At 59.2% G+C, this 22406-nt stretch carries 18 protein-coding genes; 9 read left to right on the forward strand and 9 right to left on the reverse strand.

Annotation, left to right across the window (positions count from 1 at the left end; genetic code table 11):
- Nucleotides 1-192 precede the first annotated feature (192 nt).
- Nucleotides 193-546: a hypothetical protein gene (locus BMS17_RS25875; protein ID WP_077432082.1), complete on the reverse strand. Its 354-nt coding sequence runs from the start codon at nt 544-546 to the stop codon at nt 193-195.
- A 503-nt stretch (nt 547-1049) separates the two neighbouring features.
- Between BMS17_RS25875 and BMS17_RS25880 the strand changes: the two genes are divergently transcribed.
- On the forward strand, nt 1050-5951 hold the full coding sequence (locus tag BMS17_RS25880; RefSeq protein WP_077432083.1) for an NAD-glutamate dehydrogenase: 4902 nt from the start codon (nt 1050-1052) through the stop codon (nt 5949-5951).
- A gap of 159 nt (nt 5952-6110) precedes the next feature.
- Here the strand turns inward: BMS17_RS25880 and BMS17_RS25885 are convergent, their stop codons facing one another.
- The 4 genes from BMS17_RS25885 to BMS17_RS25900 all read right to left on the reverse strand — a co-directional run bounded on the left by BMS17_RS25885 (nt 6111) and on the right by BMS17_RS25900 (nt 9598).
- The gene (locus BMS17_RS25885; protein WP_046032156.1) at nt 6111-6821 is read right to left on the reverse strand and encodes a hypothetical protein; all 711 of its coding nucleotides are present in this window, start codon (nt 6819-6821) and stop codon (nt 6111-6113) included.
- A gap of 229 nt (nt 6822-7050) precedes the next feature.
- Complete coding sequence (locus BMS17_RS25890; RefSeq protein WP_046032157.1) at nt 7051-7464, reverse strand: cupin domain-containing protein; 414 nt, start codon at nt 7462-7464, stop codon at nt 7051-7053.
- Between the two features lie 283 nt (nt 7465-7747).
- Entirely contained in the window at nt 7748-8041 is a 294-nt protein-coding gene (locus tag BMS17_RS25895) for an antibiotic biosynthesis monooxygenase family protein (protein ID WP_046032158.1), read from the reverse strand.
- Between the two features lie 123 nt (nt 8042-8164).
- Nucleotides 8165-9598: a PLP-dependent aminotransferase family protein gene (locus tag BMS17_RS25900; RefSeq protein WP_046032159.1), complete on the reverse strand. Its 1434-nt coding sequence runs from the start codon at nt 9596-9598 to the stop codon at nt 8165-8167.
- A gap of 206 nt (nt 9599-9804) precedes the next feature.
- On the opposite strand from BMS17_RS25900, the gene BMS17_RS25905 reads away from it, so the two are divergent.
- The 3 genes from BMS17_RS25905 to BMS17_RS25915 all read left to right on the forward strand — a co-directional run bounded on the left by BMS17_RS25905 (nt 9805) and on the right by BMS17_RS25915 (nt 11963).
- Nucleotides 9805-10245, forward strand: coding sequence for a carboxymuconolactone decarboxylase family protein (locus tag BMS17_RS25905; RefSeq protein WP_046032160.1), 441 nt, complete (start codon nt 9805-9807; stop codon nt 10243-10245).
- Between the two features lie 87 nt (nt 10246-10332).
- Entirely contained in the window at nt 10333-11253 is a 921-nt protein-coding gene (locus BMS17_RS25910; RefSeq protein ID WP_077432084.1) for a LysR family transcriptional regulator, read from the forward strand.
- 188 nt (nt 11254-11441) lie between these two features.
- Nucleotides 11442-11963 (forward strand): GNAT family N-acetyltransferase, encoded by a 522-nt coding sequence (locus BMS17_RS25915; RefSeq protein ID WP_077432085.1) that lies wholly within the window; start codon nt 11442-11444, stop codon nt 11961-11963.
- 1 nt (nt 11964) lies between these two features.
- Here the strand turns inward: BMS17_RS25915 and BMS17_RS25920 are convergent, their stop codons facing one another.
- Nucleotides 11965-12657, reverse strand: coding sequence for an aspartate/glutamate racemase family protein (locus BMS17_RS25920; protein WP_077432086.1), 693 nt, complete (start codon nt 12655-12657; stop codon nt 11965-11967).
- Nucleotides 12658-12897: 240 nt separating this feature from the next.
- Between BMS17_RS25920 and BMS17_RS25925 the strand changes: the two genes are divergently transcribed.
- A complete protein-coding gene (locus BMS17_RS25925) occupies nt 12898-13407 on the forward strand; it encodes a hypothetical protein (RefSeq protein WP_046032164.1) in 510 nt (169 codons plus the stop codon).
- Between the two features lie 120 nt (nt 13408-13527).
- On the opposite strand, the gene BMS17_RS25930 is transcribed toward BMS17_RS25925, so the two are convergent.
- Both BMS17_RS25930 and ccoN read right to left on the reverse strand, forming a co-directional pair.
- Nucleotides 13528-13749: a hypothetical protein gene (locus BMS17_RS25930; protein ID WP_046032165.1), complete on the reverse strand. Its 222-nt coding sequence runs from the start codon at nt 13747-13749 to the stop codon at nt 13528-13530.
- 15 nt (nt 13750-13764) lie between these two features.
- Nucleotides 13765-15192 (reverse strand): cytochrome-c oxidase, cbb3-type subunit I, encoded by a 1428-nt coding sequence (ccoN, locus tag BMS17_RS25935; protein ID WP_046032166.1) that lies wholly within the window; start codon nt 15190-15192, stop codon nt 13765-13767.
- Between the two features lie 423 nt (nt 15193-15615).
- Between ccoN and BMS17_RS25945 the strand changes: the two genes are divergently transcribed.
- The 4 genes from BMS17_RS25945 (at nt 15616) to BMS17_RS25960 (ending at nt 19844) form a co-directional block, all read left to right on the forward strand.
- Nucleotides 15616-17289, forward strand: a complete 1674-nt coding sequence (locus tag BMS17_RS25945; RefSeq protein WP_077432088.1) for a nitrite/sulfite reductase — start codon at nt 15616-15618, stop codon at nt 17287-17289.
- On the forward strand, nt 17286-17765 hold the full coding sequence (locus BMS17_RS25950; protein WP_046032168.1) for a DUF934 domain-containing protein: 480 nt from the start codon (nt 17286-17288) through the stop codon (nt 17763-17765). Before BMS17_RS25945 ends, BMS17_RS25950 begins: the two co-directional genes overlap by 4 nt.
- Before the next feature lie 228 nt (nt 17766-17993).
- On the forward strand, nt 17994-18803 hold the full coding sequence (locus BMS17_RS25955) for a DUF6694 family lipoprotein (protein ID WP_046032169.1): 810 nt from the start codon (nt 17994-17996) through the stop codon (nt 18801-18803).
- A gap of 72 nt (nt 18804-18875) precedes the next feature.
- A complete protein-coding gene (locus BMS17_RS25960; RefSeq protein WP_046032170.1) occupies nt 18876-19844 on the forward strand; it encodes a hypothetical protein in 969 nt (322 codons plus the stop codon).
- Nucleotides 19845-20020: 176 nt separating this feature from the next.
- Here the strand turns inward: BMS17_RS25960 and BMS17_RS25965 are convergent, their stop codons facing one another.
- Nucleotides 20021-22375, reverse strand: a complete 2355-nt coding sequence (locus tag BMS17_RS25965) for a tetratricopeptide repeat protein (RefSeq protein ID WP_077432089.1) — start codon at nt 22373-22375, stop codon at nt 20021-20023.
- Nucleotides 22376-22406 lie beyond the last annotated feature (31 nt).

Raw genomic sequence — 22406 nt, forward strand, 5'->3', positions numbered from 1 at the left:
TTTGTGCAAAGTGCGGGAAATGATTGGCGAAGGGTTGGAAGTTTTCAGGCTCGCAGGCTGGTGGCGTTCTTTCGGACGCTATCGCGGGCAAGCCCGGCTCCCACAAGTATCGGCGGTGCGCTTGCGATGCTTGCAACACCTCCGAACCTGTGGGAGCAGGGCTTGCCCGCGATGAGGCCCGCTCAGGCGCTATCAAAGCTCGCTTATATAAGTACCAGTCCCGTCAAGAATGTTACGCAGTGTTTCTTCTACTTCAGCCAGATCACTGGCATCGGTGTTGTGAATGATTTCCAGCGAGTCATCCCCATTCAGGGCATCCGCATCCGCCGCCGTGATTTCGATCAGCAGGCGGGTAGGGCTCAGAGTGACTTTGACCCCGTCCAGCGTCGAAGGCTCGCCATCGAGAGTAATTTCCAGTTCGTCTTCATCCGGGTAGCGGGTCATCAGGAACATATCGCCCTGAGTGCTGTGGCAGGCGAGCATGGCCATGTTGTCTTCCTCGTCATCGCAAGGGTTCACAATCAAGAGGTCGGTGGTCATTTGCATGGGCAATTCCTGGCTCGGCGAGCATGGTGAAGACGAACAAAGCGCAATTGTGCCAGTGGAAGGGAATTTCTGCTCGGTCGAGTGTCAGAGGAGGGGCGTGGACACTTGAAGTGTTGCTGGTCATTTCTGGTACGCGAGTGCCGTAAAACCGGGGATAAAACGCCCGTTTTCGGCCACGGCTGCTAGTGTTGTTCGAGGCGTGGGCCATTAGCTGCGTACCGATGACCGAATATGTCGCAGCACCGCAAGCACGGGCCTTGCCGCACTCGTTAAGCTGCGCAACGGATGAGCACCTGTAAAGACATTGCGCTGCATGCAGTCCAGTCGTTTTTGCAGATGCCCATTCATGGAAGGTGAATGTGACCTGAGTGTCTCGTCCAGCTTCACCCACCTGTCGCCCTGTTTCCTCTGCCCGAGAATCAGGAACCGGGTGACGGACCACCCCGAAAGGGGTTTTGCACGCGACGCTTCCATCAATAACAAGCCCAAGCGGAGTACCACAGATGGCGTTCTTCACCGCAGCCAGCAAAGCCGACTTCCAGCACCAACTGCAAGCGGCACTGGCACAGCACATCAGTGAACAGGCACTGCCACAAGTGGCGCTGTTCGCCGAACAATTCTTTGGCATCATTTCCCTGGACGAGCTGACCCAGCGTCGGTTGTCCGACCTCGCCGGCTGCACCCTTTCTGCGTGGCGCCTGCTTGAGCGCTTCGATCACGCTCAACCGCAAGTGCGCGTCTACAACCCTGACTACGAGCGCCACGGCTGGCAGTCGACCCACACCGCGGTCGAAGTGCTGCACCACGACCTGCCATTCCTGGTGGACTCGGTGCGTACCGAGCTGAACCGTCGCGGCTACAGCATTCATACCCTGCAAACCACTGTGCTGAGCGTGCGTCGCGGCAGCAAGGGCGAATTGCTGGAAATCCTGCCCAAAGGCACCCAGGGCGAAGGCATTCTTCAAGAATCGCTGATGTACCTGGAAATCGACCGTTGCGCCAACACCGCCGAGCTCAATGTCCTGAGCAAAGAGCTGGAGCAGGTGCTCGGTGAAGTCCGCGTCGCGGTCGCCGATTTCGAGCCGATGAAAGCCAAGGTCCAGGAAATCCTGACCGGCCTGGACAACAGCCAGTTCGCTGTCGACCCGGAAGAAAAAGGCGAAATCAAAAGCTTCCTGGAATGGCTGGTGGGCAACCACTTCACGTTCCTGGGCTACGAAGAGTTCGTGGTGCGCGATGAAGCCGACGGCGGCCACATCGTCTACGACCAGGACTCTTTCCTGGGCTTGACCAAACTGCTGCGTACCGGCCTGACCTACGATGACCTGCGCATCGAAGACTACGCCGTGAACTACCTGCGCGAACCGACCCTGCTGTCCTTCGCCAAGGCCGCGCACCCAAGCCGTGTGCACCGTCCGGCTTACCCCGATTACGTGTCGATCCGCGAAATCGACGCCGACGGCAATGTCATCAAGGAATGCCGTTTCATGGGCCTGTACACCTCCTCGGTGTATGGCGAGAGCGTGCGGGTCATTCCGTACATCCGTCGCAAGGTCGAGGAAATCGAACGCCGTTCCGGCTTCCAGGCCAAGGCCCACCTGGGCAAGGAACTGGCGCAGGTGGTCGAAGTACTGCCGCGCGATGACCTGTTCCAGACCCCGGTCGACGAACTGTTCAGCACCGTGATGTCGATCGTGCAGATCCAGGAACGCAACAAGATTCGCGTGTTCCTGCGCAAAGACCCGTACGGCCGTTTCTGCTACTGCCTGGCTTACGTGCCACGCGACATCTATTCCACCGAAGTGCGCCAGAAGATCCAGCAAGTGCTGATGGATCGCCTGAAAGCCTCGGACTGCGAATTCTGGACGTTCTTCTCCGAATCCGTGCTGGCTCGTGTACAGCTGATCCTGCGTGTCGACCCGAAAAACCGCATCGACATCGATCCGCTGTTGCTGGAAAAAGAAGTGGTGCAAGCCTGCCGCAGCTGGCAGGACGACTACGCCGCACTGACCGTTGAAAGCTTCGGCGAAGCCCACGGCACCAACGTGCTGGCCGACTTCCCGAAAGGCTTCCCGGCCGGTTATCGCGAGCGGTTTGCCGCTCACTCGGCTGTGGTCGACATGCAACACCTGCTGAGCCTGAGCGAAAAAAATCCACTGGTCATGAGCTTCTATCAGCCGCTGGGTCAGGTCTCCGGCCAGCGCATGCTGCATTGCAAGCTGTATCACGCCGATACGCCACTGGCGCTGTCCGACGTGCTGCCGATCCTGGAAAACCTCGGCCTGCGCGTGCTGGGTGAATTCCCGTATCGCCTGCGTCACACCAACGGTCGCGAGTTCTGGATTCACGACTTCGCGTTCACCGCTGCCGAAGGCCTGGAACTCGACATCCAGCAACTCAACGACACCTTGCAGGACGCGTTCGTCCACATCGTGCGTGGCGATGCCGAGAACGATGCGTTCAACCGTCTGGTACTGACCGCCGGCCTGCCGTGGCGCGATGTGGCGCTGCTGCGTGCTTACGCTCGCTACATGAAGCAGATCCGTCTGGGCTTCGACCTGGGCTACATCGCCAGCACCCTGAACAACCACACCGACATCGCTCGCGAGTTGACCCGGTTGTTCAAAACCCGTTTCTACCTGGCACGCAAGCTGTCCGGTGATGATCTGGAAGACAAGCAACAACGTCTGGAACACGCGATTCTGAGCGCACTGGACGACGTCCAGGTGCTGAACGAAGACCGCATCCTGCGTCGTTACCTGGACCTGGTCAAAGCTACTCTGCGCACCAACTTCTACCAGACTGACGCCAACGGCCATAACAAGTCGTACTTCAGCTTCAAGTTCAATCCGCACCAGATTCCAGAGCTGCCAAAGCCAGTACCGAAGTTCGAAATCTTCGTTTACTCGCCTCGCGTCGAAGGCGTGCACCTGCGCTTCGGCAACGTCGCTCGTGGTGGTCTGCGCTGGTCTGACCGTGAAGAAGACTTCCGCACCGAAGTCCTGGGCCTGGTAAAAGCCCAGCAAGTGAAGAACTCGGTCATCGTGCCGGTCGGCGCGAAGGGCGGCTTCCTGCCGCGTCGCCTGCCACTGGGCGGCAGCCGTGACGAGATCGCGGCCGAGGGTATCGCCTGCTACCGCATCTTCATTTCGGGTCTGTTGGACATCACCGACAATCTGAAGGACGGCGCGCTGGTTCCGCCGGCCAACGTCGTGCGTCATGACGACGATGACCCGTACCTGGTAGTCGCTGCGGACAAGGGCACCGCGACCTTCTCCGACATCGCCAACGGTATTGCCATCGACTACGGCTTCTGGCTCGGCGATGCATTCGCCTCGGGCGGCTCGGCCGGTTACGACCACAAGAAAATGGGCATCACCGCCAAGGGCGCGTGGGTTGGCGTGCAACGTCACTTCCGCGAACGCGGCATCAATGTTCAGAAAGACAGCATCACCGTGGTCGGTGTCGGCGACATGGCCGGTGACGTATTCGGTAACGGCCTGTTGATGTCCGAGACCCTGCAACTGGTGGCCGCATTCAACCACTTGCACATCTTCATCGACCCGAACCCGGCGCCTGCCAGCAGCTTCGCCGAGCGTCAGCGCCTGTTCGACCTGCCGCGTTCGGCCTGGTCGGATTACGACACCAGCATCATGTCCGAAGGCGGCGGGATCTTCTCCCGTAGCGCGAAGAGCATCGCGATCTCCCCGCAGATGCAAGAGCGTTTCGACATTCAGGCCGACAAGCTGACCCCGACCGAACTGCTCAATGCCTTGCTCAAGGCCCCGGTAGACCTGTTGTGGAACGGCGGCATCGGTACGTACGTCAAGGCCAGCAGCGAAAGCCACGCCGATGTCGGCGACAAGGCCAACGATGCACTGCGCGTGAACGGCAACGAACTGCGCTGCAAAGTTGTGGGCGAGGGCGGTAACCTGGGCATGACCCAACTGGGTCGTGTCGAGTTCGGCCTCAATGGCGGCGGTTCCAACACCGACTTCATCGACAACGCCGGTGGCGTGGATTGCTCCGACCACGAAGTGAACATCAAGATCCTGCTGAACGAAGTGGTTCAAGCCGGCGACATGACCGACAAGCAACGTAACCTGTTGCTGGCGAGCATGACCGACGAAGTTGGTGGCCTGGTGTTGGGCAACAACTACAAGCAGACTCAGGCCCTGTCCCTGGCGGCGCGTCGTGCCTTGCCGCGGATCGCTGAATACAAGCGTCTGATGAACGATCTGGAAGGTCGCGGCAAGCTGGATCGCGCCATCGAGTTCCTGCCGACTGAAGAGGCCATCAACGAGCGCGTTGCGGCAGGCCACGGCCTGACCCGTGCCGAGCTGTCGGTGCTGATTTCGTACAGCAAGATCGACCTCAAGGAGCAGCTGCTGGGCTCCCTGGTGCCGGATGACGACTACCTGACCCGCGACATGGAAACCGCTTTCCCGCCAACGCTGGTGAGCAAGTTCTCCGAAGCCATGCGCCGTCACCGTCTGAAGCGCGAAATCGTCAGCACCCAGATCGCCAACGACCTGGTCAACCACATGGGCATCACCTTCGTTCAACGACTCAAAGAGTCGACCGGCATGAGCCCGGCGAACGTGGCCGGCGCCTACGTGATCGTGCGTGACATTTTCCACCTCCCGCACTGGTTCCGTCAGATCGAAGCCCTGGACTACCAGGTGTCGGCCGACGTTCAACTGGAGCTGATGGACGAGCTGATGCGTCTGGGCCGTCGCGCCACGCGCTGGTTCCTGCGCAGCCGTCGCAACGAGCAGAATGCCGCTCGTGACGTCGCGCACTTCGGTCCACATCTGGCAGCGCTGGGCCTCAAGCTCGACGAACTGCTGGAAGGCCCGACCCGCGAAGGCTGGCAGACCCGCTATCAGGCGTACGTCGCCGCTGGCGTTCCGGAGTTGTTGGCGCGCATGGTTGCAGGCACCACTCACCTGTACACCCTGTTGCCAATTATCGAAGCGTCGGATGTGACCGGTCAGAACGCAGCAGACGTGGCGAAGGCTTACTTCGCCGTCGGCAGCGCGCTGGACATCACCTGGTACCTGCAACAGATCAGCGCTTTGCCGGTTGAAAACAACTGGCAAGCCCTGGCCCGTGAAGCGTTCCGCGACGACGTCGACTGGCAGCAACGTGCGATCACCATCTCCGTCCTGCAACAGGGCGACGGCACTCAGGATGTGGAAACACGCCTGGCGCTGTGGATGGCAGCGCACGAAGGCATGATCGAACGCTGGCGCGCCATGCTGGTTGAAATTCGTGCCGCCAGCGGCACGGACTACGCCATGTATGCGGTGGCCAACCGTGAGTTGCTGGACCTGGCGTTGAGCGGGCAAGCGGTGGTGACTACCACTGCGGTTGCTAGCGAAGAGCTGGAACCGGCGGCCTGATCAGGCGCTGAATGAAAAAGCCCGCATGGAGACATGCGGGTTTTTTTTGCCTGATGGTTACAAGGTGTCAGTTCAGGCCTAATCGCGGGCAAGCCCGCTCCCACAATTACAATGCATTCCAATGTGGGGGCGGGCTTGCCCGCGACAAGGCCACTAGCCTTAATATAATTTTTGGCTAGAAGTGTTATCTAGCATGGATACTTTATCTGTCGGCTTGGTCAATAAATTACTGAGCGACTGGTCAAACTTCTGCAATGCCCGAACTTGAACATTCTGTTGTTCGTTAATGTCCGCGACTATCTCTTCAGTGCGTTTGAAGTCGGCCCAAACCGGAGTCAGTGCTTTAGCATCATGCCCTTGTGCCGTGCCGATGTAGTTGAAGTTAGCGTCATAGAAATCGGCACTGACATTGGCCTCTATATCCGAACTGCGTGAGGTAATCAATTGACTGCGGCTGTCGACAATGGCGATCACATCCGGTTTCGCCGCCCTCAGGCTTTGCATGTCCGGGTACACCGTGACCGAGCCAAACTGCCGCCCCAGGGATGCCTTGACCCAATCCACAGCTAGGTCGGGTTGGGAGGTGCTGACGTAGGCGTCGTGAATCGGTTGAACCAGCAGGCTCTGGCCGAAACCGGTGCCGGCGTTGGCCTGATAGTCTTGAAGGTAGGAGCGGTTGGCCTGGGTGTTTTGGCTGTAGACAACGCCGAGCGCAACGTTATGGCCATTGTTTACTTGCGTGGCGTTGCTGCGACCCACGGGCTCAGGCAAGAGACCGTCCAGGTAAGATACGGAAGTTGGCGCCGTGGGGATCGAGCAGCCAGATAAAAGAGCAGTCATCGTCAATGCACTGACAAGCACACGTTTCATGGTGTATCTCCAGTGAAACAACTTGAGTCGGAAAGTTTAAGTTGCCGAGTAGTGTCGGCGGTGCTTCCAGACTAAACCTGTCGTTGCAAAAGAAACTAGCCAGTAGATGAGCTTATGAGTACGGCAATAGTTTTGTTTGGTTTAAAAGCGTTCAGTTAATGACGCCTGGAAATAAAAAGGCCCGAATGTCTCATTTGGGCCTGTTTATTTATGGCTGGCGTTACAGCTATCAGTTTTCCAACGGGATCAAAACTTTCTCATCGGGTGCCAATACCATGAACACCAAGAGTTTGGCAGGCTGGGTGGCACTGGCATTCTTCGACACCAAATGTTCCGAACCGGCCGCTTCATACCAATACTCACCGGCCTTGTAGGTTTTCGGCTGCTCACCTTTCACTTGAGAAACTATCTCCCCCGATATCACGTAAGCCATGGCGGTGCCTTCGTGCTTGTGGGCGATGGAAGACTGGCCTGGCTCGTAGTCCACTTCAATCATCAGCGCCTTTTTATTGGGCACGTTCTTGAGCATTTGGTCCTGCAATACCGTGACCTTTTCAGACGGGCCTTCGTGAGCAAGGGCGGCGGCCGAAACAGTCAGGGCGAAGGCAGAAAGGGGGGCAGCAAGGAAACGCAAAGCTTTCATGGTTTATCACCTGCGGTGGTTATCGTCTGGAGCAACGATAGTCCGCAGGGCAGGGCAATCAAACAGCCAATATTCGCGAAGGCGAGGGGACCAATCCAACGAAAACCTGTAGCAGCTGCCGAGCAGCGCGAGGCTGCGTTCGGCTGCGCAGCAGTCGTAAAACCTGAACATGTGATATTCCTGAAACACCGCATCGCCAAATCTCACGACTGCTGCACAGCCGAACGCCGCCTCGCGCAGCTCGACGGCTGCTACGAGGCGGGTGCAGTGGCTACTTGGTGTTTTAGCGGATCGGAAAGCTGTTGAAATCCACGGCATTTGCCAATTGGTTGTCAATCAGACCGATAAAGCCCTGAACTTCGGGGCAGTTGAAATGCGAGTGCATGGCCGCTTCCGATTGCCAGCGAGCGCTGACGGTCCAGCGGTTGGTGTCCTCGGGGCAGCGGTCGACCATATAGGAGTCGCAGCCCGGTAGTTCACGCAGGGTTTCGACAATCTTTTGCAGTTGCTTGCCCAGTTCATCCGAGCGGCCAGCGACGGCCTGCACCTGTACGGTATTGATCACTTCTTGGGACATTGCTCACACTCCTGAATCAGGCCGGACGAATCCTGCTCATTGAGGGATAACGCTTATGCAGGATAGGCCTGCTGCTGCGGACCACCAATAGCCAATCGCCCGGTAAAGGCGCAGACCAATCTGTCAGGCAACCTGCTGCAAAATGTCGCGCAAACGGTCCAGGGCCGTATCGATGTCCAGGGTTTCAATGGCGCCAAAACCCAGCAACAGCCCGGCCTGCGGCGTCTGTTGGAAGTAAAAGGCCTCGATGGAGTAGAGCCCGACTTCGACTTTTTTTGCCAGTTCTATCACTAATGGAAGATCGATAGGCACTTTGCACATCACCACCATGTGGAACCCGGCCGTGGTGGGCACCGGCTCCAGCCACGGCGACAGGTCGCCTGCCATGCGTGCCAGAATCCGTTCGCGACGCCCGGCATAAATCGTATGGCAGCGCCGGATATGCTTGAGCAGGCAGCCCTCGGCGATGAATTTGGCCAGCGCCCACTGTGGCAACGTGGACGTGTGCAGGTCGGTGAGTTGCTTGGCGCGGATCACCGCTTCGAGAATCGCCGGCGGCAATATTGCGTAACCGAGGCGCAATTCCGGCAGCAAGGTTTTCGAGAAGGTGCCGACGTAAGCGACGATCCCGCGCTCATCCATGCTTTGCAGCGAATCCGTGGGGCGGCCCTCGTAGCGAAACTCGCTGTCGTAATCGTCTTCGATAATGATCGCGCCCAGTTCATAAGCCCGTTCCAGCAGCGCCACCCGACGCTCCTGGCTCATCGGCAAACCGAGCGGGAATTGATGCGACGGCGTGACGTAAATCAGCCGTGTGCCGAGGGGGATTTTATCCACCTGAATGCCTTCGGCATCCACCGGCACACCGATCACCGTGGCACCGTGCGAGCCGAACAACAGGCGGGCCGGCGGGTAGCCCGGATCTTCCATGGCGACAATGCTGCCGGGGCGCGTCATCACCCGGGAAATCAGGTCCAGCGCTTGTTGCGCGCCATTGCACACCACCACGTCTTCGTCCTGACAATTGACCCCGCGCGAGAACGCGATGTGCCGGGCAATGGCATTGCGCAGCGCCGGCAGGCCTTCGGGCAGGCTGTAGAAACCTTTGGAGCCGGCAATCTGGCGCAAGGCGTGGGAGGTGCAGCGTCGCCAGTCATCCTGCGGAAACTGGCCCTTGCTGGTGGCACCGCCAATGAAGTCGTAACGCAACGACCCTTCCAGCGTGGGGTGACGCAGGAACACCGGCAGATTGCGCCAGGATTCGATGACGTCGTAACTCGCCAGCTCGGTATGGCTTTGTTTGCGGGCGATTTTTGCCGGTCGGGCATTCACGTAGGTGCCTTTGCCAATCACCCCGGTGAGGAAATTTTCATAGGTCAGCTGCGCGTACGTGTCGGAAATGGTCTTGCGCGATATCCCCAACTGTTCGGCCAGCAAACGACTGGGCGGCAGCTGCGTCCCGGCGGCCAGGCGTCCGGATTCGATGGCACTGCGCAGCTGGTTGTACAACTGGCCTGCCAGGTCCTTGCGGCCGTTGATGACAACGTGAAGTTCCATACCGTTGGGGCTCCTGGGGCAAATTGAGGCGCGTGTGCGTCGCGCCAGATTACCCGCATGGGCGGCTGCGCAGAAGTTGCGCAGTTGAAAAACCGGGGATTGGTCTGGTGCCGAGTGGTGCGGGGGTATTTCGCAGAATTGGATCTGTCACACCGCGGCCTCGACGACTACCGTGAAAAAACATCATCGCTTCACGAGGTCGCCTCATGAGTTCCCGCCTGGATTACTACAGCGCATCGCCCAAAGCGATGAAAGCGATGATTGCCATGGAAGCCTTGACCAGCAACCTCAGTATCGAACCCGCACTGCTGCACCTGATCAAAATCCGCGCCTCGCAACTCAACGGCTGCGCCTTTTGCACCGACATGCATTCAGTGGATGCACGGCGCCTGGGCGAGACCGATCGTCGCCTGTATTCGATCGTGGTCTGGCGCGACAGCGGCTTTTTCAACCCCAGGGAACGCGCAGCACTGGCCTGGACCGAGGCCGTTACCTTGCTGTCTGAAAGCCATGTGCCCGACGACGTCTACGCCTTGGCGCGCGAGCAGTTCAATGAAGGCGAGATGGTCGACCTGACGATTGCCGTCACCACCATCAACAGCTGGAACCGCCTCGCCGTGAGTTTTCGGCAAACTCCCGGCGGCTGAATCGATTTTCCCTCCCCGGTGTCACATCAGGTTCATAAACGCTGCGCAGGATGAGGTTTTCAAGGATCGATCGACAAGGAGTCATTGATGTCATTCATGGAGTCCACTCGCGCTGCCGGCATCGACCCGGTGCTGGCGCAGTCTTTCAGGGTCAGCGCCCGTTGCGGGTGCTTCATGCAGGCCGCCCGCAGCCTCAATATCAAATCCACCCAGTTACGCAAACATCTGGTGCAGCTTGAAGCGCAGTTGCAGTGCACGCTGTTCAATCATCAGGACAGTGGCCTGGCCCTGAGTCGTGACGGGTTGGCGCTGCAGGCACAGTTGATCGCCCTGGCCCACGAGCGCGATGCGCCGGTGATAGAGCAACCGTTGATTCGCCTGGCGGTGGCGGAGTCGATTCTGCACGACATTCTCGGCCGCGATCTGGTCGCTTTGTTGCGACGAAATGCCAGTGTGCGTCTGGACATCATCACCCTCGACAGCGAATTGGCCCTGCAAGCGGTCAGCGCGGACGTGGTGCTGTGGCTGGCCGGCCCGGATTCGCCGCTGCCCGGTCCGAGTTTCGCCGTCAGCGAGCCCCGGCGGCTGGCGCGTCTTGAGTACCTGCCGCACATCGCCAAGCGCTATTCGCGCGTCGCGGCGCGGCCTGACAGCCTCGATGACCTGGCCGACTTCCTGCTGGTGCAATGGCAGCATGACCGTCAGGTCGAGAGTTTTCGGCCGTGGAACAGCGTGGTCGATCAGCGTCTGGCCGGCGTGGTGCACTTGCATTCTTATGAGCTGATGCTGGAGATGATCCGATGCAGCGCTTGCATCGGCTTGCTGCCGCGCTACATGAGCCAGTTTGACCGTGGACTGATTGCATTGCCGGGGTTGTTCGAACAGCCGATGCAACGTCAGGTGTGGATGGCGGCCAACACCGAAACACAGGGAGAGGGCGACGTGCAGATGATTGTCGAGTTGATCCACAACACCTTCAATGAGCGCCGGGAGTGGTTCGACAGCTGAACGCGGTCAAAATGTGGGAGCGGGCTTGCTCGCGAAGGCGGTGTGTCATTAAACATCAAAGGTGACTGAAACACCGTCTTCGCGAGCAAGTCGAATCGTCGCACCGCCGCTCCCACATTGATTCTCGCAATGCCTGAAGGATGCGTTGTAGAGTTGGCGGCCATGTCTGCATCAAGGATGAATCACCCATGCCCGCCACCGAACCGGTTATCACCCTCGAACGTTTCAGCGAATCTCATATTGAGGGCGTCACCGCGCTCTACAACGACCCGGCCATTACCCGTCAGGTCCTGCAAATGCCATTTCAATCCACCGAGATCTGGCGCCAACGCCTGGCCTCGGATAACGAGCGTCTGGTGAAACTGGTCGCGCTGCATCAGGGCGCGGTCATCGGCAACATTGGCCTGGAGCAGTTTTCGCGGATCCGCCGCAGCCATGCCGGCAGTATCGGCATGGGCGTCGCGGTGGCATGGCAGGGTAAAGGCGTGGGCTCGAAGCTGTTGGCGGCGGTGCTGGACATCGCCGACAACTGGATGAATCTGCAACGGGTCGAGCTTTCGGTGTACGCCGACAACGAAGCCGCCATCGGTCTGTACCGAAAGTTCGGTTTCGAGACCGAAGGCCTGTTCCGTGACTACGCCGTGCGTGACGGCCGACTGGTCGACACCTTGAGCATGGCGCGTCTGCGTCGCACGCTTAACGCCGATTGACTCAGTCGCCGAGTGCGAACGCCACCGCCGCCTGCGCATGCAGTTCGGTGGTGTCGAGCAGGGGCAGGGCGCTGTGTTCGGGTTTGATCAGCAGGCCGATTTCGGTGCAACCGAGGATGATCGCCTGTGCTCCGCGCTGGGTCAGCGACTCAATCACCTGCTGATAGACCTCGCGCGATGTGTCGCTGATCACGCCGACGCACAATTCGTCGTAGATGATCCGGTGCACCGCCTGGCGTTCCTCGGCTTCTGGCACCAGCACTGTCAGCCCCATTGCGCTCAGGCGATCCTTGAGAAAGTCCTGTTCCATGGTGAACGCGGTCCCCAGCAATCCGACCTTCAACGTACCGGCATCGACCGCCGCCTGACCGGTCGGGTCGGCGATGTGCAGGAACGGAATGTTGATCGCGGCCTGAATCTGCGCGGCGACCTTGTGCATGGTGTTGGTACACAGCACCACACACTCGGCACCGCCCGCTTGCAGCCGTTGTGCGGCATCCACCAGAATCGCCGCCGCATCGTCCCAACGCCCGGCGTGCTGGGCCTGTTCGACCGGGCCGAAGTCGACGCTGTACATCAGCAATTGCGCCGAACGTAGTGGCCCGAGCCGGTCGCGGACCTGTTGGTTGATGAGGCGATAATATTCGGCGCTGGACTCCCAGCTCATGCCGCCGATAAGGCCGATGGTGCGCATTGGATCTCCTCAAGCGATGATCTGTGTCGGAAAGTCACCCGAGGATCGAGTGTCCCTAGGTTCGTGGGCGGATTCCAGCGGAAAACAACTGTACCGCCGATCTTTCAGTGAAGTGTCATGGTGTCTTTTCTGGCGCGAGTTCGGGCGGCGCAAGAGGCCGGTGGACTTTTACGTACGTCCTCGGCGTGGATCTGCCATGCTCAATGTCCGCAGCACCGCTCCAACGAAAGGAACACCGCAATGGACGACGTACAGCAACTGGGCGAGATGCTTCGCCACTACGCAGAAAGTGAAGCGCACAAGAAGCAACTGTTTGAATCGCAATCGGCGGTTTGGGCGACGCGTATCGGTGAGTTGTTCGATCAGATCCAGCAGTGGCTGGAACCGGTCCAGGCGCCCAATCTGTTGGAAGTGAGTCGTGAGGTGTATGTCGCTTCAGGGCCGAGCGTGCCGGTCGAGACGTCGATGTTCAAGACTGAGAAGCTGTCAATTGTCATCGCCGGCAAGCCGGTGGAGTTCGTGCCGGATGTAATGGGTGCTGGCGGTCAGATTTCATTGGCGGTGATGGGGCTGACGGCTGCGCGCTATGGCAGCGTGTCGCTGGTGTGCCTGCCGCCGTCGACCAGTTGGCAGTGGCGCAAGACCAACGGCTTGAAAGACCCGGACACGTTTGCGTTCGATGCAAACTTTCTGGCGCAGCAGTTGCAGCTCCTGATTCCGCGCGATCGCGGCCACGTCCTCCCTGACTGACCCAATCCCCCGTGTAGGAGCCGAGCTTGCTCGCGATGACGGACTGACAGGCAACATTGATGTTGGCTGGAATGGCCGCATCGCGAGCAAGCTCGGCTCCTACAACGGACAGGTGGTGGGTCAGATGTCGAGGTTGATCCAACCGGGCTTCACCTCTTCCGGCGCCACTGCATTCACAACCTTCCCGGTGGCCAGTTCCACCCGCCGCGCCACCTCGGGGTCGTCGGCAAATGGAATCAGGCTGGCATCCTCCAGACTCTGCGGCGTCTGCCGCTTGAGGCTGTACTCAACCCCCAGCCAAAGCACTAATACGACCATCGCATTCAACAGAACTTCATACATGTATGGCTCCTTGCCTCAGGCAAACTGCGCTTCACGTTCAGCCATCGTCACGTCCGCCACCCGCACCGTGCGCCAGGTGTTGTAGGCCATCAACAGCATGCCGCTGAGGAAGAACACGCCACCGATAAAGCGCACCACATACCCCGGATGGCTGGCCTGCAAGGCTTCGACGAACGAATAGGTCAGCGTGCCGTCGTCGTTGATCGCGCGCCACATCAGGCCTTGGGTAATGCCGTTGACCCACATCGACGCGATGTACAGCACGGTGCCGATGGTGGCGAGCCAGAAGTGCGCGTTGATCAGGCCGATGCTGTGCATCTGCTCGCGGCCGAAGACTTTCGGCACCATGTGGTACACCGCGCCGAACGTGATCATCGCCACCCAGCCCAGTGCCCCGGCGTGCACATGGCCGATGGTCCAGTCGGTGTAGTGGGAGAGGGCGTTGACCGTTTTAATCGCCATCATCGGGCCTTCGAAGGTCGACATGCCGTAGAACGCCAGCGACAGCACCAGAAACCGCAGGATCGGGTCGGTGCGCAATTTATGCCAGGCGCCCGAGAGCGTCATCATGCCGTTGATCATCCCGCCCCAGCTCGGCGCCAGCAGGATCAGCGACATCGCCATGCCCAGCGACTGCGCCCAGTCCGGCAATGCGGTGTAGTGCAAGTGGTGCGGACCGGCCCAGATGTACAGGGTGATCAGCGCCCAGAAATGCACGATGGACAGGCGATAGGAATACACCGGGCGCCCGACCTGTTTGGGCACAAAGTAATACATCATCCCGAGGAAACCGGTGGTCAGGAAAAACCCCACCGCGTTGTGCCCGTACCACCACTGCACCATGGCGTCGGTCGCCCCGGAATACACCGGATAGGACTTGAACCAGTCCACCGGAATCGACAGGTGATTGACCACGTGCAACATCGCAATGACCACGATGAACGCGCCGAAGAACCAGTTGCCGACGTAGATATGTTTGGTCTTGCGCTGCACCACGGTGGTGAAAAACACGATGGCGTAAGCGACCCAGACCACGGTCATCCACACCGCGCCGCTAAACTCGATCTCGGCGTATTCCTTGGTGGTGGTATAGCCCAGCGGCAGGGTGACCAGCATGATCACGATCACCGATTGCCACCCCCAAAAAGTGAATGCGGCCAGGGTGTCGGAGTACAGCCGCACCTGGCAGGTGCGCTGTACGGCGTAGTAACTGGCGGCAAATTGCGCGCTACCGGCAAAACCGAAAATCACCAGGCTGGTGTGCAACGGGCGCAAGCGGCCGAAGGTGGTCCACGGCAGGTCGAGGTTCATCTCGGGCCATACCAGTTGCGAGGCGATCCACACCCCCATCGCCATCCCTATGACACCCCATACGATGGTTGCCACGACGAATTGGCGCACGACCTTGTAGTTATAGGCCTGTCCGATTGTTGCTGTGCTCATGGTCAATGCTTCCACGGTTGCAAAGTCTTGCCAGGCCACCCGGCCTGGCAGGTTGTCGACTGTAGAAACCCTGCCTCAAACAAAACAGACTCAGAAAAACCAAAGTTATGCGGATCAGATGCGAGGTTTGCCTGCGGTCATCTGCTGCGATCTGATACGGTTTTTTAGTGTTTACCTGAATCTGTAACGCACTGCGCCGCAGGTCCATAGTCGACCCACAAACACCGCCACCCCCCTGTAGCAGCTGTCGAGCACCGCGAGGCAGCGTCCGGCTGCGCAGCAGTCGTAAATCCTGTGCACGCAGTTCAACTGACAGACCGAGTCGCATGGTTTGACGACTGCTGCGCAGCCGGACGCTGCCTCGCGGTGCTCGACAGCTGCTACAGGTGCAGAGCGTGCGAACAACCCTGATGAGGTCGCCACATGTATCAATACGATGACTATGACCGGGCCCTGGTCTTCGAACGGGTTGCGCAGTTTCGCGATCAGGTCGAACGCTTCATGGCCGGCGAGCTGAGCGAAGAAGAGTTCCTGCCGTTGCGTTTACAGAACGGCCTGTACATGCAAAAGCACGCTTACATGCTGCGCGTGGCGATTCCCTACGGCACGCTCAGTGCCGGCCAGATGCGTACGCTGGCGAGCATCGCCCGGGATTACGATCGCGGTTATGGCCACTTCACCACCCGGCAGAACATGCAGTTCAACTGGATCGAGCTGGCTCAAGTGCCGGACATTCTCGAACGCCTGGCGCAGGTGCAAATGCATGCGATCCAGACGTCTGGCAACTGCGTGCGCAACATCACCACCGAAGCGTTCGCCGGTGTGGCGGCGGACGAGCTGATGGACCCACGTCCGCTGGCGGAAATCTTGCGTCAATGGTCGACCATCAACCCGGAATTCCTGTTCCTGCCGCGCAAGTTCAAGATCGCCATCTGTTCGGCGGAGCAGGACCGCGCCGCCATCATGATGCATGACATCGGTCTTTATCTTTATCGCGATGACCATGGGCAAAAGCTGTTGCGGGTCATTGTGGGTGGCGGGTTGGGGCGCACGCCGATCCTTGGCTTGCAGATCCGCGAGGGTTTGCCGTGGCAGCATTTGCTGTCCTATGTCGAAGCGGTGCTGCGGGTTTACAACCGCCACGGTCGGCGGGACAACAAGTACAAGGCGCGGATCAAGATACTGGTCAAAGCCCTGGGGATCGAAGCGTTCGCCAAGGAAGTGGAGGAGGAGTGGCAGTACCTCAAGGACGGGCCGGCGCAGTTGACCAGCACCGAGTATGAGCGTGTCGCCAGTGCTTTCGTGGCCCCCGACTACCGTTCACTGCCCGACATTGACCTGGAATTTGGCACACGCCTGGCCGAGAACCCGGCGTTCGCGCGCTGGGTCACCCGCAATGTTCAGCCGCACAAGGTCGTGGGTTACACCAGTGTGGTGCTGTCGACGAAACCCGGGATCGCCTCGCCACCCGGGGATGTGACGACCGAGCAAATGCAGGCCGTGGCCAAGTGGTCCGAGCAATTCGGTTTCGGTGAAATCCGCATCGCCCATGAACAGAATATCGTGCTGCCGGATGTGCCCAAGGCGGATCTCCATACGCTGTGGTGCCTGGCCTGCGAGCAGGGGCTGGGTTGCGCCAACGTCGGTTTGCTGACCGACATCATCGCTTGCCCCGGCGGCGACTTCTGCGCACTGGCCAATGCCAAATCGATCCCGATTGCCCAGGCCATTCAGGCACGTTTCGAGGACCTGGATTACCTTCACGACCTGGGCGACATCAGCCTCAACATTTCGGGTTGCATGAATGCCTGCGGCCACCACCACATCGGCAACATCGGCATTCTGGGCGTCGACAAGAACGGCAGCGAGTGGTACCAGATCACCCTCGGCGGCAGCCAGGGCAAGAACAGTGCGCTGGGCAAGGTCATCGGCCCGTCCTTCAGCGCCACCGAAGTACCCGAGGTAATCGAGCGGATCATCGACACGTTTGTCGATTACCGCGAGAGCGAAGAACTGTTCGTCGACACCTTGTTGCGCATCGGTCTTGAGCCGTTCAAGGAGCAGGTGTATCCGAAGGTACTGGAGGTGACGGCATGAACAATCTGCTGCGACTGGAGGAGGGTGTGGCGCGGATTGTGGCTGACGATCCGTGGGTGCTGGTCAGGGACCCGGAGGGTGAAATGCCTGCCGGGTCACTGATTTTGCCGTTGAACCGCTGGCTGCTCAATCCTGCACAGCATGCGGTGTGGCTGGGGCCGGATGATGAGGTGGAACGCCTTAAACCATGGTTCGAGACGCTGCCGTTGATTGCCCTGGATTTTCCGAGCTTTCGTGACGGTCGCGGTTACAGCCAGGCGTACTTGCTGCGCACCCGCATGGGATGGACCGGTGAACTGCGCGCGATCGGTGATGTGCTGCGCGATCAACTCAGCCATATGCGCCAATGCGGGTTCGACAGCTTCGCGGTGCGCGAAGACAAATCGGCCGAGGATGCGCTGAAGGGGTTGGCCGGGATGAGCGTGTTGTACGGCCGTTCGGTGATTGAGCCTCGGCCGTTGTTCAGACGACGCTGACAACACCATTTTTTAGCAGCTGACGAGCCTGCGAGGCTGCGTTCGGCGACGCAGTCGTCGTAAACCCTTCGAATGCGGTTTTCCTGTCACACCGCAGAGCCTGATTTCACGGCGACTGCGTCGCCGAACGCAGCCTCGCAGGCTCGGCAGCTGCTACAGGGCGTGTTTTTGCTTGGGCCAGTGGTGGCATTTTGGTAGAGTCCGCGCATTCTCAAAAAGGAGTCGGGTATGCGCAGGATGTTCGCAGCAGGGTTGGTGACATTGATGTTGGCCGGTTGTGGTGGTCCGAAACTGGACGGCACTAGCGATGAGAGCCTCACTTCATCGCTGGATAAAGTCACGGCAGACCTGCCGCAAGACAAGAAAGCCCAACTCCTGGAAGATTTGAAACTCATCACCTTCAGCAATATCGGCGAGGCCTTGAGTGGCCAGATATCGGCGGAGCAGGCCAAAAATAACGTGCGCACCACGCTCAACGGAAAAACCGCTGAAGACGTCGCCGTCATCGCCGCCAATCTGCGCACCGAACGCGCATTGAAGGAAAAGCAGCAAGCCCTGGCCGAGATCAAGCAACTGCAGGATATCCAGCAGGCGGCCCAGATTGCCAAGGCTGAGATGGCCAAGTTCCAGATTCTCAAGTCGGAATTTTATTTCACGGAGAAGAACAAGAATTCGGCGGCGCCGCACGGTCAACCGGTGGTGGTGGCCAAGGTCAAGAACGGCACGACGTTTTCCATCGCCCGTGTCGGTTTCAAAGGCACCGTGGCCAGTCCGGGCCGCGCCACGCCATGGTTCGTGGGCACCGTCGAGTTGCCGATTCCTGGTGGTATCGAGCCGGGCGAGTCTCCTACCTGGGAAATTACACCGAACCAGTTCAGCGAATGGGGCAAGCTTGATGCGCCCGCAGAAGCATTGTTCAACCTGGAAATCATCAAACTCGTTGGGGCTGATGGCGCCGTGCTGTTCGATGCCAGTGGCCTGACCCCGCAACAAACCGAGCGCTTGCAAGCGCTGCAAAACAAATACGCCGTTAACTAATCACTGGCATTTTCGGAACCCGCGTCAGCGGGTTTTCGGCTGCATGGAAGAAACAGAGAAAGGAGTCTGGCCGTGAGTGTGGGCAAGAAGGTGTTGGGGCTGATCGCGCTGTTGCTGATGCTGGCCTTGTGGGGCAGTTACTTTTATCTGTTTCAAGAGGACCGCGAGGGCCAACTCGCGGGGGCGCGAGACAGTTACGCCTGGTGCGGCACACCGCCGGCCAGCGATGCCGCCACCCTGGGCAAGGATCGCCTGACGTTGCGCATTACTAACAATGTGCATGGTGAGTTCGCACTCGCGGGCACAGTCATCGTCTCTGAGCGAACGTTTGATCGCTATGACTTGGGCCGCAACGAACTGCGGCTGCGCCTGGAACCGTTGCAGTGGTCTTACGGCGTCACCCCGGTGTTTCTGGAGCAGGTCAAAATCAAGCCCCTGAGCCGCAACCTGTCGTCGCTCAACAAGAGTGCCTATGCCGAACTCGAACCCCGAACGATCGGCGTTCAGGGGAGGGCGACGGACTTCCCGTTCGACACTTACCGCTACGGTTACAAACCGGTGCTGTATTACCTCAAGGGCAACGAGCGCATCGACCTGAATTTCAAGCACATCACCACCAGCATGGAAATGTCGAACACCTTTACGCCGATTCAAAAGTACAACCGCGCGGAGTACATCAACGAGAAAAACTCGCTGGCGCGCGAGGAAGACTACAAACCGTATGCCGCCAATGAGTGTGCGTTCAGTGTCGAGCGCAAGGGCTCATTCAAGGTGATTGTCCTGCTGTTGCTGCTGGTGATCTGCCTGCCGCTGCTGCACGTGTTTTATCGCGACGAGCCGGGTATCGACTTTCTGGCGACGCTGGTCAGCGTCGGGGCAATACGGGTGTTTTTGGTGGGGCCGCTGAATGACTTCCAGCTGTACAAAATCGACTTTTTGTTTGCAGCGGCGATTTTGCTGGTGGGGACGGTGTCGCTGATCAAGGCGATGCGAGCCAACAGTCGGCGGGAATTGGCGTTGAAGAGTGGTTCTTCGTGGTAGTCCCACGACCCGTGTAGCAGCTGCCGAGCCCGCGAGGCTGCGTTCGGCGACGCAGTCGTCGTGAAATCAAACGATGCGGTTTTTCAGGAAACCGCGTTCGCCGGGTTTACGACGACTGCGTCGCCGAACGCAGCCTCGCGGGCTCGGCAGCTGCTACAAACGGGGTGGATAAAGGGTTATTTCAACGCCGGATCGCCCATGTTCATTTTCTTCCAGCCCTGCAACAACACCTGCGCCTTGGGCTCTTGCCCGTTGGCCAGGTAGTACTGGATCAACGACAGCCGCGCATTGCGGTTGGCCGGCTGCACTTTCAACAATTGCTCCAGCACTTCGCAGGCTTCTTCAACCTTGCCTTTGTCGTGTAACGCCACGGCCAGCACGTAGCCGTATTGGGCGTTCTGCGGTTCCAGTTGTGCGGCTTTGCGTAACGCTGGCATGGCCTGGTCCGATTTGCCTGCCCGCACCAGCGACAGGCCTTGGGTGTATTGCAACAGCGCTGCGTCCGGGTGGTCTTTCAAGGCTTGTGCCAGCAGCGTCTGAGCCTCCTGGCTGCGGCCGTTGGCTTCCAGCCATTGCACCAGCGTCACCAGCGCCGGGTAGAAATCCGGATCGCGTTCGAGGGCCGTGCGCAGGTATTTTTCGACCTTGTCATTGCGGCCGCTGGCCTGATAGAGCATCGCCAGGTTGAGATTGGCTTCGGCCCGTTCCAGCAGGCTCATCTGTACCGCTTCGTACTCCGCAATGGCCGCATTCCAATTCGCTTGGGCATTGCCCAATCCGTTACTGGCCAGACCCAGCAAATCGCGGGCCGCGGCGATGCGCACCGCCTTCACCGGGTCTGCCAGCAACGGCGACAACAGCGGCGCACGTTCGGGCGGCGGCAAGAATGCGCTGATGGCCCGCACGGCGCTTTCACGCACCAGGGGGGCCGGGTTGCTCAAGTCCTTGGTGGCCAGTTTCAGCGCCTGTTCACTCGGGTACATCGGCAATTCGGCGAGCAAGGTTGCCCGTTGAATCGCCGGCAAATTGCTCCGTTGCAATTGCTCGTACAAAGCTTGCGCCGCACCGGGCTGGCCGTTGCGAATCAGCCACAGGCTTTCGTCATAACGCGGGGCCTGCGCGGTTGGCGCGCTGTTCCAGAGTTTGAATTGCTCAGTGACCTTGTCGCCGTCCTTACCCTGGTGGCAAGTGAGGCAGGCATCCGGTGTTCCCAGTTTTTTCGCCCGCTCCGGGTTGGGGATACTGAAGCTGTGGTCATGCCGGAAGTCATTGCCCATATAGAATTTGCCAGGCATGTGGCAATCCACGCACTGCGAGCCCGGTTGGCCCATGGTGTGGCGGGTGTGTTCGATGGAATCGTAGTTTTTCGCTTGCAGGCCTTTACCGTCGACGCCTTCCACCGACGTCTTGCCCGCCGTGTTGTGGCATTGCAGGCAAACACCGTTGCCCGGCGCCTTCAGCTCGCTGCTGTGCGGGTTGTGGCAGTTGCTGCAACGCACGCCTTTGTCGAACATCTTGCTTTGGGCGAAGGAGCCATGTTCGAACACCTCGTCCTTGATCTTGCCGTCCAGTGCATACAACTCGCGGGTCAGGGCGCTTGGCAGGTAGTCATCCATCAGGCGTTTGCCAACGGTGTAGCCATCACTCAGCGGGGCGCGGCGCGAATGGCAGCGGGCACAGGTTTCAATCTCGACGGTCGCGTTCTTGTCCTTGAGGTCAACGGCAAAACCGGCGTGAATCAAATCACCTTTTTTCGCCGTCCATTCCAGGTGATTGGAGGCCGGGCCGTGGCACGCCTGGCAGCCGACACCGAGGCTGTTCCACTGACTGTCAAAGGTGTTTTTGGCGGCATCGAAATTGCGTTTGTAGCCTGTGGTATGGCACTCGACGCACATGAAGTTGGCGTTCTGGCTTGGCTTGCTCCAGTGCAACGGATTCTTGAAGTTCACACCCTGGCCGGGATAGAGGTGGAACCAGCGGTGTTTTTCGGTATCCCAGGCCACGCCCAAGGGTTGCAAACGTCCTTCGCCGACCTCGATCAGGTATTGCTGCAACGGCGCGATACCAAAGGTATAAGCCACCTTGAAATCGGCATTCTTGCCATCAATGCCTGGTGTATTGACCCAGAATCCATCGTCCTTGCGTGAGAACACGGTGGTTTCGTTCTCGGCCTTGAACGTGACGTTATTGAAGTCGCCCAGCATCGTTTCGGCATTGGCCGGTTGCATCGCCAATTGGTGATGGGAGCCTTGCCAGTCCTTGACCTGCTCGCTGTGGCAACCCTGGCACTGTTGTTCATCGACCATCTTCGCCGGGGCCATCGCGACCGGTTGCGGTTTGGCCTGTTGCGCGACAGGGGCGCTGACGGGAACAGGCTTGAGCGGTGCCGGTGAACTGCTGAACAGAAACCAGCCGATGGCGATGACCGCCAGCAGCAATGTGCCGATGGTTACAGGAAAAAGGTAGCGATTGATCAGGTTCGGTTGCGAATCAGGGTTTGGATTTGCTGCTTTATTTTTATGTTTCGGCATTGCGACTTCCATAGTCCAGGTGCGTTTGCCC

It is taken from the genome of Pseudomonas sp. C9 (genome assembly GCF_002000165.1).
Classification (GTDB): Bacteria; Pseudomonadota; Gammaproteobacteria; order Pseudomonadales; family Pseudomonadaceae; genus Aquipseudomonas.